The organism is Frankia sp. CeCAU1, from assembly GCF_977971845.1.
Genome location: NZ_CDWWXA010000041.1, coordinates 1 through 13,432, shown reverse-complemented (window position 1 = coordinate 13,432; position 13,432 = coordinate 1). Strand labels below are relative to the sequence as shown.

12 protein-coding genes are annotated in these 13,432 nt (G+C 70.9%); 2 read left to right on the top strand and 10 right to left on the bottom strand.

The window, feature by feature from the left end; genetic code table 11:
• The 10 genes from AC08OO_RS09920 to AC08OO_RS09875 form a co-directional block, all read right to left on the bottom strand.
• On the bottom strand, positions 1 to 783 hold a 783-nt coding region (locus AC08OO_RS09920), incomplete at its 3' end, for an alkaline phosphatase family protein (protein WP_476618438.1).
• Positions 784 to 1,147: 364 nt separating this feature from the next.
• Positions 1,148 to 2,431 (bottom strand): DNA polymerase III subunit beta, encoded by a 1,284-nt coding sequence (gene dnaN / locus AC08OO_RS09915; RefSeq protein ID WP_476610233.1) that lies wholly within the window; start codon positions 2,429 to 2,431, stop codon positions 1,148 to 1,150.
• Positions 2,432 to 2,606: 175 nt separating this feature from the next.
• Positions 2,607 to 3,680: a mannose-1-phosphate guanylyltransferase gene (gene manB, locus AC08OO_RS09910; protein ID WP_476607411.1), complete on the bottom strand. Its 1,074-nt coding sequence runs from the start codon at positions 3,678 to 3,680 to the stop codon at positions 2,607 to 2,609.
• Between the two features lie 205 nt (positions 3,681 to 3,885).
• A complete protein-coding gene (locus tag AC08OO_RS09905; protein WP_476607410.1) occupies positions 3,886 to 4,806 on the bottom strand; it encodes a glycosyltransferase family 2 protein in 921 nt (306 codons plus the stop codon).
• A gap of 136 nt (positions 4,807 to 4,942) precedes the next feature.
• Entirely contained in the window at positions 4,943 to 6,073 is a 1,131-nt protein-coding gene (locus AC08OO_RS09900; protein WP_476607413.1) for a glycosyltransferase family 4 protein, read from the bottom strand.
• A gap of 82 nt (positions 6,074 to 6,155) precedes the next feature.
• The gene (locus tag AC08OO_RS09895; protein ID WP_476610234.1) at positions 6,156 to 7,553 is read right to left on the bottom strand and encodes a glycosyltransferase family 4 protein; all 1,398 of its coding nucleotides are present in this window, start codon (positions 7,551 to 7,553) and stop codon (positions 6,156 to 6,158) included.
• Positions 7,554 to 7,656: 103 nt separating this feature from the next.
• Positions 7,657 to 7,932 carry a hypothetical protein gene (locus AC08OO_RS09890; RefSeq protein ID WP_476607408.1) on the bottom strand — a complete coding sequence of 92 codons (276 nt, stop codon included), beginning with the start codon at positions 7,930 to 7,932 and terminating at the stop codon, positions 7,657 to 7,659.
• Positions 7,933 to 7,935: 3 nt separating this feature from the next.
• Entirely contained in the window at positions 7,936 to 8,649 is a 714-nt protein-coding gene (locus AC08OO_RS09885) for a class I SAM-dependent methyltransferase (protein WP_476598944.1), read from the bottom strand.
• A gap of 151 nt (positions 8,650 to 8,800) precedes the next feature.
• Positions 8,801 to 10,024 (bottom strand): glycosyltransferase, encoded by a 1,224-nt coding sequence (locus AC08OO_RS09880; protein WP_476610235.1) that lies wholly within the window; start codon positions 10,022 to 10,024, stop codon positions 8,801 to 8,803.
• Between the two features lie 5 nt (positions 10,025 to 10,029).
• On the bottom strand, positions 10,030 to 11,013 hold the full coding sequence (locus tag AC08OO_RS09875) for a glycosyltransferase family 2 protein (protein ID WP_023839898.1): 984 nt from the start codon (positions 11,011 to 11,013) through the stop codon (positions 10,030 to 10,032).
• A 212-nt stretch (positions 11,014 to 11,225) separates the two neighbouring features.
• On the opposite strand from AC08OO_RS09875, the gene AC08OO_RS09870 reads away from it, so the two are divergent.
• Both AC08OO_RS09870 and AC08OO_RS09865 read left to right on the top strand, forming a co-directional pair.
• Positions 11,226 to 11,900 (top strand): acyltransferase, encoded by a 675-nt coding sequence (locus tag AC08OO_RS09870; protein ID WP_476607405.1) that lies wholly within the window; start codon positions 11,226 to 11,228, stop codon positions 11,898 to 11,900.
• 493 nt (positions 11,901 to 12,393) lie between these two features.
• On the top strand, positions 12,394 to 13,432 hold a 1,039-nt coding region (locus AC08OO_RS09865), incomplete at its 3' end, for a glycosyltransferase family 39 protein (RefSeq protein WP_476610236.1).

The following is a 13,432-nucleotide window of genomic DNA, read 5'->3' as shown; positions in this document are numbered from 1 at the left end:
GTAGGTCGTCGACGAGCTGCTTCCGGGGGTGACGTGCGCTCCGTAGAGCACCGTGGTGATGTGATTGCCGCTGGAGCCGTTGTCCTCGTCGAAGGTCACGATGAGCAGACTGTTGTGGGTCTGGGCCCAGGTCGCGTAGGCGCTGAGATTGCTCTTCAGCCACGTGTCACCGGTGGAGACCGAGCAGTCGTGCATGTCGTTGCACAGGTTCGGGATGACGAACGAGACCTTGGGCAGCGTGGAATAGTTGCTCGGGAACTGGGCGAAGGTGTGGGCGGTGTTCAGCGGCACGTTGTTGAAGGCGAACCATGGATTGTGCTTGCGCGCATACTTGGTGCTGCTGTTGGTGCACACCGTCGAGCCCTCGGCGGGCAGGCCCTCGTTGTAGCTTCCCCAGGTGCGACCGGCGGCGATCAGCTCGGAGCCGAGATTGGCGGCGCTACTGAACCCCGGCGTGTAGCAGTTGTCGTTGGTGATGCCCTGGGTACCTCCGGAGAAGAGGGCGAGATAGTTGGGCTGGCTCGGGTGGGTCAGGCCGTACGACGCGGTGAGGTTGGCGCCACCACTTTTCAGTGTATTGTTGATGTAAGAGGCGCTGGAACTACCGATGATCTGCGAGTAGGAGTGGTTCTCGAACACCACCACGACGACATGGTCAGGGCTGGGCAGCGCCGCCGCCCGCGCGGGCGCGATATTCCAGGATACGAGCACGGCGACGATCAGACCGACGGCAAACGCGGTCAACACGAGACGTGAACGCCGGACACCGGCGAGAACGGACACGGCAGGCCTCCCGAGGAACCAGAAAAGTAACAACGAGTTCTTACCGTGGAGCCAGATCAGGTTAGAGCCTCCATCGGACATCGTCAGTGCACCAGAGGTAAGAACCGGGGAAACAGGAGGGGCCGGATCCCGAACGGGAGATGTCGGGTTCCCTCCGCATCGGTAACCCGAGCGGGGTCGCGCGGAGGCCACGGGACAAATTTCCCACGGTGTTTCTTCGGCGTATCTGTGGCCTGTCTCCGGCTATCCGGTTATAAGGCTGTCCGGTCCTCGTCAGGGCCGCGGCCGGGCCGGCTCATCGCCCCGGATCCATACCCTGGACCGCCGAACCAGACGATCAGGAGAAACGGTCCTGGCCCTCGGCTCAGCCCCCGCCGTGGCGGATCGGCATCAGTAGGTAGCGGTAGGCGCCCTCGTCGACAGCGCCGCGGCCGCTGTCCTTGCCGGTGAGCACCGCGGGTTTCGCGGCGGCCTCGACCGGATCGTCGTCGACGAACCCGATCGTCGCCTGATCGTCCTCGACGGCACCGAGCCCGTCCAGCAGGTAGGACGGATTGAACAGCACCGAGAGCTCGGGACCTGCGTACTCGACCGGCATCGTCTCGCTGGCCTGTGCGCCACCGCCGTCCCCGGCCTCGGCGACGACCTGGTCGTGGGTGAAAGTGAACCGCAGCGGCCCGGTGCGGGTGGCGACGACGGCCACCCGACGGACCGCCGCGGCGAGCGCCGCGGTCTGCGCGGTGACGACGAGCGCGGCCGCCTCGGGCAGGAGCTTGCGGTAGTTGGGAAACGTCCCTTCGATGAGCCGGACGATGGTCTGCCGGCCGCCGGCGGCGAGGCCGAGCCGGGCGCCGGACGGATCGTCGAGGTCCAGACCAATCACGATGCGGGAGGCCGACGTCGGCGTGCGGGCCACCTCGGCGAGAACCTTGGCAGGCACGTGCGCGAGCGCCCACGGATCGTCGACTGTCGGCTGCCAGGGTATGCCGCGTACCGCGAGCCGGTACCGGTCGGTGGCGACGAGGGTCAGCCCACGCCCGGAGATCTCCATCCGGACCGCGGTGAGCACGGGCATGGTCTCGTCCCGGCCGGCCGCCGGGGCGACCTGACCGACCGCGGACGCGAACCCAAGCGTGTCCACCTCGCCGATCGGTCCGGGAAAGCCAGGGAGCTTCGGGTACTCACCCGGGTCCATCAGCGGCACGGTGAAACGGACGCTGCCGCAGCGCAGGACCAGCCGGTCACCGTCGACCACGACGTCGACCGTCGTCGCGGGCAGGCTGCGCACGATGTCCGTGAGGAGCCGGCCGGGCACCAGCACCCGCCCCGGTTCGTCCACCGAGGCCGCGACCGGAGCCCGCACCGCCACCTCCGTGTCGTACGCGCAGATCGTCAGGACCGAGGCTGCGGCCGGGCCCAGGGGCGCCGCGGAACCGGGAGACGCCGCGGAACCGGGAGACGCCGCGGAACCGGGAGACGCCGCGGAACCGGGAGACGCCGCGGAACCGGGAGACGCCGCGGAACCATGGCCCGCGGCGAGCAGGATGCCGGTCAGGACGTTCCGGGCCGGGCCCGGCCGGTTGGGCAGATGCCGAGCGGCCCAGCCGGTCGCGTCGGCGAACGCGTCGCGTTCCACGCTGAACCTCATGAGTGCGATTGTCCTCGGCCACGGCGCGGAATCGCCGCATTCAGCGGACGGTTTTTGTTCCCCGTCCGTGGATGTCCGCGAGATCTCCGCACGGACGGACCGCAGCCGCCGCGTCGTGAGGAAATGCGGCGGCGCTACCAGCGGTCCGCCGCCGCCCGCAACCGGTCGGCTGCGCTCAGGTGCGGTCCGAGCTGAATCGCACAGCGCCCGCCGAGAGGACGACTCCGGGGAACACGCGCGCCCCGGACCGCAGTTCGTTGCCTCGCTCGATCCGTACCCCGTCGCCGATGACCACCCCGTCGAGCGCGACACCGGAGCCGATCACCGCGTCCCGACCGATCACGCTGTCCCGCACGACCGCCCCGGCCTCGATAACCGCACCGTCGAACAGCACCGCACCGTCAATCGCGGCACCCGCGCCGACCCACGCGCCGGCCCCGACGGTCGCCCCGCCACCGATCTTGGCGTCGGCGGCCACGACGGCACCGGGCAGCACCAGGCAGTCCCCGACCGGCCCCGGCAGCGCCGACGACGCCATCCGGCCGGTCACCAGGTCGCGACTGCCCTGCACGAACGCCGCGGGAGTTCCGAGGTCGAGCCAGTAGGTGTCATCCGGGTAACCCATGACCGCCGTGCCGGCGGCCAGCAGTCCCGGGAAGGTCTCCCGCTCGACCGAGACCGGTCGTCCCGTTGGGATCGTGTCGATGACGGACCGCCGGAACACGTAGCACCCGGCGTTGATCAGATTGGTGGGCGGGTCCGGGGTCTTCTCCAGGAAGGCGGTGACGCGACCATCGTCGTCGACGGGCACGACCCCGAAGGCACGCGGGTCCACCACCCGAGTCAGATGCAGGGTGACCGCCGCGCCGGTCACCGTGTGCCGCGCGACGAGGGCCTGGATGTCCAGACCGGCGAGGATGTCACCGTTGAAGATCACGACCGGATCGCCCGGTCCCCCGTGGAGCCGCTCGGCCACGTTGCGGATCGCACCGCCCGTGCCCATCGGCTCGGTCTCGGTGACGTACTCCAGCTGGAGTCCGTGCGCCGAGCCGTCCCCGAAGTACTCCTCGAAGACCTCCGCCCGGTACGAGGTGGCGAGCACCACCCGGTCGATTCCCGCGTCTCGCGCGCGAGCCAGCATGTGCGCGGTGACCGGCACCCCCGCGACCGGCAACATCGGCTTCGGCGCCGACATCGTGAGCGGTCGCAGGCGGGTCCCCTGACCGCCGACAAGCATCACTGCGTCCATGGGGCGTCAGTGTCGCAGAACACGCGGTGGACGCTGAAAACGGATCGGGGTCGGGACCATACGACGAACGGCATGCCATGGTTTCGACACGTTGTGTCGGACCGGGGTTCACCAAGCCGCCCGGATATTCCAAATATCTCGGACATCCAGGACATCCATGACTACCAGCGACTCGACTGTCGGCCATCGGCCGGCCGCGGCCCGCTCAGGCGCCCCGCGCGGCACCACCCCGGGGAAGCAGATCCGCAGAACGGGTCGCCTTCGCCCCCGCGCTGTCCCGGGCGAAGATCAGCGCGAGCAGCAGCCGGACCACGAGACCGACCCCGAGCAGCAGCCGCAGCGGCGCGCGCGCGTTGCCGGGGTACTGCCAGGACAGGTAGCGGAACATGCTGCGGTGATGAGCCAGCACCATCCGCCGTGACGACCGCTTCGTCGAGTGTCCGCCGAGATGCTCGACCACCGCGGACGGCACGTACACCGACTGCCAGGACGCCTCGCCGATGCGGCGGCCGAGGTCGACGTCCTCCATGAACATGAAGTAGGACTCGTCGAACCCGCCGACCGCCTCGAACGCCTCCCGGCACAGCAGCTGGCAGGAACCGGACAACCAGCCGGCGGTCATCTCCCGGGGGAGGCCCCGCTCCCGCCGATAGGAGGCCGTCCACGGGTTCGTCGGCCAACACCAGCCGAACAAGGCGTGCCCCACCCCGCGGCCGAGCGAGGGCAGGTCCCGGGCCGAGGGGTAGAGCGCCCCGTCCGGATTGATGATCCCCGGGCCGAAGGCCCCGCCCCCCGGCCAGCGGTCGGCCGCGGCAATCAGTTCGTCGACCGCACCGGGCGCGAAGGAGACGTCGGCATTGGAGATCACCAACCAGGGCCCGCGGGCTCCGGCGGCACCACGGTTGACCGCGGTGCCGTAGCCGAGGTTGCGACCCGGGCGCACCAAGCGCACCTCGGCCCGCTCGGCGGCCGCCGCCGTGCCCTCGTCGAGGTGCGGCGAGTTGTCCACCACGACGACCTCGTAGGGCCGCGTGGTCGCCTTCGCCAGCGAGTCGAGGAAGGCTCCGATCACCTCCCCGGACCGGAAGGTCACGACGACGACCCGGATCTCCGGATCCACACCCATGTCTCGCCCGCCCGTTCTCGCCCATCACCGGTCGCCCGACACATTCCCGTGACGACGCACGGCACCTTGTGCACCGAGGAGACGGTAGCGCGCCCTTTGCGGCGGTCCTCGCCCCGGGGCCGGGCCGACGGGCGCCTCAGTGCTCGGCGACCGCCCGCGCGTAGCTCGCGAGATGCGCCTCGGCGCTGGCCGCCCAGGTGAACTCCCGGGCCCGGGCGAGACCGGCCTGACCGAGTTGCCTGCGCCGCTCGGCGTCATCGAGCAGGGCGCCCATCTCCCGGGCGATCGAGCCGGCGTCCGGCTGAGTGTAGGCGACGGCGTCGCCGCCGACTTCCGGCAGCGACAGACGCGGCGTGGTGAGAACCGGGGCGCCGCAGGCCATCGCCTCCAGCACCGGCAGCCCGAAGCCCTCGCCGTGCGAGGGATACGCCACCAGTGACGAACCTCCCAGATAGCCCGGCAGGTCGGAGAAGCGCAGATAACCCGGCCGGATCACCCGCAGGTGGCTCGGCACCGAGGCGACGGCGGCATCGACGTCGTCGTCCCAGCCGGAGCCGCCGGCCAGGACGAGCGCGGGCGGCTCGTCCCGCCAGTGCACCGCCTCGGCCCAGCCCCGGATGAGGTTCGGCACGTTCTTGCGCGGCTCCAGCATCCCGAGGAACGCGACGTAGCGCGAGTCGCCGAGCCCGAGCCGGCGGCGCACCCGCCGCTTGTCCTCCTCGGTCGGCGGATGGAAGGTCGACGTGTCGACGCCGTGGTAGGCGACGTCGGTGGTCGTCGACTCCCCGTCGAGCACCCGCACCAGCTCGTCCCGGGTGGCCTTCGAGGGGACGATGATCCGGGCCGCCCGGCGCACCGCGGTGCGCATAGCGGACCGGAAGAACGTGCCCTTCACCGCGGTGTGCATGTCGGGCTCGGTGAAGAAGGTGACGTCGTGAATCGTCACGCACACGGGCTGGTGCGCCCGCAACGGCATCGTGTAGTGCGGTGAATGGATGACATCGGCATTCACCTGTTCGGCGACCAGTGGCAGCCCGGTCTGTTCCCAGGCCAACCGCGCGGGCCGGTGGGCGATGGCCGCCGGCCCGGACAGAACGGTGGCGTGTGGGGCCATCCGGCTGTAGCGTTCCTCATCCGACCGTTGGCAGACGAGCGCCATGTCCGCGCCGGTCGCGCCCAGCGCCGCGACCAACCCGTCGACATAACGCCCTACGCCACCACGGTCGGCCGGGACCGAAGTGGCGTCGACGAGCACCCGGGGTCCCACGGCGCTCCCTCCCTGACGCGCCACCCGCGACGGGGTGGTCGCTTGCTTCACGGTGACCGCTTGCTTCTCAACGGGGGCAACACTACGCCCGCCCGTCGTCGGCGACGGACACAGCGGGGGAACCGCTGACTCGACGGTAGAGCGCCCACGTCGCCAGTGCTGCCCCTTTCCAGGTAAATGACCGGGCACGAAGACGTCCAGACTCCGACAGCCGCCCCCGCAGGTCCGGATCGCCCATGACCTTCGCCACCGCGGCGCCCAGCGCGGCCGGGTCGTCCACCCCGACCACCACGGCGGCGTCCCCGCCGACCTCGACCAGCGCGGGGGCATCCGAGACGATGACCGGCACACCGTGCGCCATCGCCTCGACGACCGGCAGCCCGAATCCCTCCGACCGGCTCGGCGCGAGCAATACGCCCGCACGGGACAGGACCACGGCGAGATCCTCGTCACTGAGCCGCCCAAGGGTGCGCACCCGGTCCGCGCCCAGACCGTGCCTGGCCGCCGTCGCGCGCACGTCCAGCCCACCCCAGCCGGTCGCGCCGACGTGGACCAACGGCAGGCCCGGATCGTCCGGTCGTCGCAGCGCCGCGAGCGCGGTGTCGAGGCCCTTACGGGGTTCGAGCGTGGCGAGGGTGAGTAGATAACGCCCCGGAGGGGGTAGCCCCATCCGCGCGGCGCGGGCGTCGGCATCGGGCGGAACCCGGACCACGGCGTCGGCGACTCCCTCCCCGATCGCGTGCAGGCGATCTTCGGGGATCGGCAGATGCCGGGCGATCTCGGCCGCCACCGCGAGCGTCGGCACGACGATCGCGTCGGCGTGGCGTGCGGCCCGTTCGCCCATCAGCCGGTGCCACCGGACCCCGTGCGGGGTCAGGGTCTCGGGATGCGTCCAGGGAACGGCGTCGTGGATCGTCACGACGAGCTTCGGGCGCGGCCGGCGCCGGTCCAGGGCATCGCCCAGGGCCGGCGCGACGGTTCCGGAGGCCCAGGAAGCCAGCGACGGACGGGGCGGCACGCCGGAAAGTCCGGAAGGTGGATATGAGTCCACATAACCAGGGGAGCGCCGATAACCAGGAGAACGCCGGGGGCCACCGGACCGTTGCCCGCACCGGGACCCGGTCCGGTCGTCGAGGCTGCGCAGGGCGTCCGCCACCGAACCGGTCACAAACCCCCTGGTGCCACCCGCGGGTGGCACCAGCAGGGTCGGAGCGTGAATGACGTCCACCCCCGTCGGAGCCGGACCCACGCCACGCGCCCAGGCCACGGCGAGTGCGCGGCGAGGCAGACCGAGCCGGAACGGACCGAGGACGCCGGGCAGCACGGCCGGACCGACCTCCCGGCGCCCGGCACACCACCCGGTCACCCGATCCTCGGGGGCGGCGGTGCGGGCGAGCGCCGCCGCGAGTTCGGCGGAGTAGCGCCCGGTCCCGCCGGGAACCGGCGCGAGCAGCTGCTCGACAAGGAAACCCACACGCACGGGTCACAGTCTGCCCCTGCCTCCTCCATCCCCGGACAGCCGGCCCGGTCCCCGGACAGCAGGGGTCGGCGGGTCGGCGGGTCAGCGGCCGCGGGCACGCAGGTCAGCGGCCGCGGGCACGCAGGGCCGCGAGTGCCATCACGACGCAGGAGATCCCGCCGACCAGGTATCCCCAGCCCCGATGGCCGAAGAGCGCGAACCCGGCACCCGTCCCGGCCACGATCAGCCCGAACAGCAGCACTGTCAGGACGGCGGCGAGGATGCGCTGGTTGCGCAGGGAGGTGGGGGGCGCCGGCGGGCCCGTCCGCGGGTCGTGCTCCGGCTGCCGGCGCGGTTCACGGCCGGGGCCCGGGCGTGCCGACCGGCCGGCGGGCGCCATCGTTCAGCCCTCCCGTTTGCGGGCGTGGGTGAGTACGACGCTGCCCGCGGTGTCGGGAGCCCGCCGGTCCGACAGGGCGACGGCCGGCGAGAGCACGGCCGCGGCGTTCCATCCCGTCCTGCCGCCCTTGGCGGACAAAGTCAGGTAGAGCCGCTCGGCGCGTTCGCTGCGGAACATGTACGTCTGCCGGATGACCTCGAGCCCGACATCATCGAGCAGCTTGGCGAGATGGTCGCCGGAGTAGGTGTGCCTGACGTGGTAGCGCTCGCGGTGCCGGTCGAACAGGTCCGGCCAGGACGCCGCCCGGGTGAGGGCGTCGGCGGACATCACCAGGTCGCCACCCGGACGCAGCACCCGCGCCATCTCGGCAAGCGCGGCCGGACCATCGTCGAAGTGCTCGATGGCGCAGACCGACATGACGACATCGAACGTGGCCGCAGCGAACGGCAGCGCCAAGGCGTCCCCCTCGACGAGCCCGGGATGCCCGCGCAGCCGGCGACCGAACTGCAGCTTGTGCCGGGCGAGGTCGAGGCACACCGCCCGAGCCCCGCGACGGACGGCCTGGCCGGCCCAGTAGCCGTCACCGCCGGCCACGTCGAGCAGGGTGCGCCCGGCCAGTTCTCCCGCCCACGACAGCAGGGTGCCGACCTCCCGGCGACGCATGACATGTACCTGATGGCCCACGAAGGCGAGGGCGTCGTCCCGCACCGGGCTCACAGGTCGGCCCCTCCCGTCCGGTCAGCCCCGCCGATCCGGTCCGCCTTGCTCATTCCAGTCCGCCTTCCGAGTCCACGATTCACCCGTGGTCCACGACCCATGGATGGTCCACGACCCATGGATGGGCCGTGACTCGCGTATGCGCCACGGCTCATGTACGCCCAAGCGCGCCCAACGTCACATCAAGGTAACGCTCCCACGCCCCGTCGACGTCCGGCGGTATGACCTTCGAGCGCAAACCGGCGAGCACGCCGGGCTCGTAGAGCCGCCGCAGCGCCACCGCCAGCGCCTCCGCGTCGTCGGGCGGCACGAGTAGACCGTCCACCCCATCACGGACCGTGGTGGCGAGCGTTCCCACCGTGGTCGCCACGACCGGCACGCCGTGCAGGTGCGCGAGATCGACGTTCTGTGACGCCGTTCCGGCCCGGTAGGGAAGCACCAGGGCGTCGGCACCAGCGAACAGCGCGGGCACCTCCGCCGCGTCGACATAGCCCGACCGCAGGTCCACCCGGGTGGCCAGGCCGAGCTCCTCGACCAGCCGGGCGATCTCCCCCGTCCCACCCCAGAACTCGCCGGCGACGGTGAGACGGACGTCCGCCGGCCCGCGGGCCAACGCCCGCAGCAGGACGTCCAGTCCCTTGTACGGCCGCACCAGCCCGAAGAACAGCAGGTTGCGCCGGGTGACGTCGGCGGATGGCCCACCGCGGCCGGCCACCGGCCCGGGCTGCGAGGACGACAGACCCGAGGACGACAGACCCGAGGACCACAGGTGCGTGGCCATCTCGGCCACCAGGACCGGAGCAGGGGTGAGGCGCGCGGCGAGCTCCGCCTGGGCCGGCGTGTGGACGAGAACAGCCGACGACCGACGCAGCACCGCACTGGTCAGCGGTTCGTCCACGGCCCGGCGCTCGTGTGGCAGGACGTTGTGGCAGAGCGCGACGACCGTGGGACCCGCACCCCCGGAAGCCGCTCGCCCGGAACCCGCTCGCCCGGAACCCGCTCGCCCGGAAGCCGTGCCCCGGCCACGCGCCCCCCGGGCCCGCAGTGCGCCGAGGACGCCCAGGTACGCCGGGGCCTGCACGGGAGTGACGACGACCAGGATCACCGCGTCGGCCTGCCGCCGCAGGCGCCTGCCGAGCCGGATCCATCCGTCCGGCCGGCGCCACGACAACGGGTAGCGGGTGACCTCGAACGGCTCCATCTCGGGCTCGGTGACGCGCTGCACGCCGGGATAGAGCCACGCGGGGTACTGCGCCGACCAGGACTCGACCGCCACCTCGTGGCCCCGCGCCGACAGCCGGTGCGCGAGCTCGGTGGTGTGCTGCGCGATCCCCCCCTTGTAGGGATGGGTCGGACCGACGATCGCGATGCGCACGCAGGTCAGGTGTCGCTGCGCGAGCGGGCCACCAGATCGCCGATCAACGCCAGCACGACGATCTGGAAGCCGACCAGAATCGCCAGCAGCGTCGACGTCGCCACATGGAAGTCGTAGCGGATCAGGTCCACGATCAACTTGACGAAACCCAAGCCCATGATCCACAGGGCGACCGGCATGAGAACCTTGATCGGATCGAAGTACATCACCATCCGCAGCACCTGAAGGATGTAACGCCGCGCGTCCCGGAAGGGATGGAACTTCGACGTTCCGGATCGTTTTGCGTAATCGATCGGGATGTAATCCACCGGATGCTGGTTCGACAGGAAGGACATCGTGATCGTGGTGACGCAGGAGAAACCGGGGGGCAGCAGCCGCAGATAGGGCAGGGAGACGTCCCGGCGGAAGGCGCGAAGCCCGGAGTTGAGGTCGGGAATCTTCATGCCGGACAGCCGCTGGGCGATCATCCGGATGAACCATTTCGCCGGCACCCGGGCCCACTTGTGAGTGCCCTCCTCGGTGCGGCGCGCCCCGACGACCTGGTCGACGTCGAGGTTGTCGTCCAGGTAACGGACGAACTCCGGGATGCGCTCGTTCGGGTACGTCATGTCGGCGTCGGTCCAGACGACGATCTTGCCGCGGGCCTCCTGGGTCCCGATCCGGCGGGCCGTGCCGGAACCACCGTTGCGGCGGAACGGCATCACCCGCATGCGCGGGAACCGCGGGGCCACCTCGCGCAGCACCGCGAGCGTGTTGTCGGTCGACTTGTCGTCGATCGCCAAGACCTCGTAGGAGTAACCGCTCGCGTCCATCGCGGCGGTGATGCGCTCGAGTTCGAGCAGCACATGGTCCTGCTCGTTGTAGCAGGGCAGCACGATGGTCACGTAGGGGGCGTCCGGACCGACGGCTGCGACGCCGTCCCCGGAAGCCGCCTGCACTGGGGTGCCGGCCTGCGGATGTTCAGGTCGATGGATGGCGCTGACACTCACGTCGGTGTGGCTCCCGGTCGTCGTTCCGGCCCAGCGGCGTCCCGGGCCGGCGTCCTGGCGGTCCGACGTCGTCGTTCCCGCTCCGATCGCCGGTCCGTGGCGGTGGTGCACGCTCCGTCGAGGGCTCGCGCACGACTCTAGGGTGGCACGCCCGACCCGGCGAGCCGACAGCCGGGCGGTCCGGCCACCGGGGCAGCGCCTACTGTTGCTCCGTGGGTGCGTTCAGAAGTGATCTTCGGGAGTATGTGCGGCACGTTCGTTCGCTGCGGGCGGCGCAGGAGACCTCGGCCCGCTCGTTCGTGGCCGGGCTGCGTTACCCGCTCGCATACAGGCAACCGATCTGGACCGGTTCCCCCACCGTGATCGAAGGCCGGGAGCGCATCGAGTTCGCCGAGGGCGCGACGCTGCGGGTGGGGCTCGGCGCGTTCGGGCTGTCGACCCGACGCGATACCTCGATCATCCGGGTGCATCCCGAGGGCCGCCTGCGCTGCGAAGGTGTCGTGTCGCTGCAGCGGGGCGTGCGGATCGTCGTCGACTCGGGCGTGCTGGAACTCGGCCCCGGGGCGAACATCAACGGGTTCGCCAAGATCCTCGTACGCGAACGCGTCTCGATCGGCGCCTGCTGCAACGTCTCGTGGGACACCCAGCTACTCGACAACGACTTCCACCCGATGGTCGTCGACGGCGTGGAGCAGCCGATGAGCGGGCCGATCGTGCTGGAGGACCGGGCCTGGATCGGCGCGGGGGCCATCGTGCTCAAGGGCGTGACGATCGGCGAGAGCGCCGTCGTCGCCGCGGGCTCGGTGGTGACCCGGGACGTGCCGCCCAAAGCCGTCGCAGCCGGATCCCCCGCGAAGATCGTCGGCCACATCGACTCCTGGCGCTGATCCGGCGTCCGGATCACGCGCTCCGGACGCCGGGCCTCGGACGCCGGGCCTCGGACGCCGGGCCTCGGACGCCGGGCCTCGGACGCCAGGGTGGGAAGCCGGACGCCGGGGGCAGTCGGACGTCAAAGGCGGCCTCGGCTGTCCGCGTGCCATGCGGACACCTCCGCGGCCACGCCTAAAAACCGGAATCTTCGCCTCGCCGAAATCCGACAGATCCTGCTATCCGACAGATCCTGCTATCCGGCGGACTTCGCAGCCGGATAGCCGAGGACATCCGTATCGACCTCCCGGTTCAATGACGGTGAACCGGCCCTCGGACGGTCAGGATGATGGTTGCGGGCTGCGACGTTGACGGTCCGGGAACACTGACGGTCCGGGAACACCGCGACAACGGTCTGGACACCCGCCCGGGAGCACCCTCACCACCGTGCGCGACCAGGGCTGAGGGGAGGAGGGCACCCATGACGTCGACGGGGAATCGGGGGTCCGTAGCATGACTCCACCTTCGTCCGATGGGACTCTGCCACTCGTGGGTGACTCTGTGGATTCGACCGCAACGGCCCGCGCCGACGCCGAGGCCGGCGGAGACGTGTTCCCGATGGGGACGCGCTTCCGGCCGTGGGGGATTCTCCGCACCATCCCCGCGGCCATCTGGGTGATCACTCTGCTCTTCACCGCGCTGCTGGCCGGCTGGTCGGTGATGATGCCGCAGTACCATGCGCCCGACGAACCAAACCACGTGGACGCTGTGATGCGGCTCGTCGAGGGCGAGGGCTGGCCGCATCCGGGCCATGCGATCGTGACGCAGGGCGGCGTGGGGGCGATCATGGCTGCCCCCTACGGATCCGAGGAGCGGCCCCGCGACCTGTCCGCCGGCCCGTTCACCGCGGCCGACGCCGTCCCCCGCCACGATCGTCCCAGCTGGGAGGAGTTGGACCGGACACCGGCGCCGGAGGGTAGCATCCAACAGCTCGTGCAGCATCCCCCGCTGTACTACTGGGTTGACGCCATGATTCTCAAGGCTGTCCCCGGTGGTGGCGACCACCTGCGCTGGGACGAGATCATCGGGATCCTGCGCCTGATCAGCGTGGCAATGGTCGCGCCGTTGCCGTTGCTCGCCTGGGCCGGGGCGAACCGGCTCAGCGGTGGCAGCCGGGTGGCGGGGATCTGTGCCGCCCTGGTACCGCTCGGGATCCCCCAGCTCACCCACATCGGATCCAGCGTCAACAACGACAACCTGCTGGTTCTGACCAGCGGCCTGGCCACGGTCTCGATCGTCTACGTGCTGCGCGGGGACACCTCCCTGCGCACCGCGGCCTGGACGGGGGTCTTCGTCGGCCTCGCCCTGATGACGAAGTCACTGGCGATCACGCTGGTCCCCATGGCGGCGCTGGCCTACCTCGTCGCCTGGGGCCGGGCCCGACGCGACGCCCGGGCTGCGTGGGCGCGGGGACCAGCGGTCGCCGTGGCAGCAACCGGACCAGCCGCCATCGCCCCTTACCCGGCCACCCCTTACCCGGCCACCCCTTACC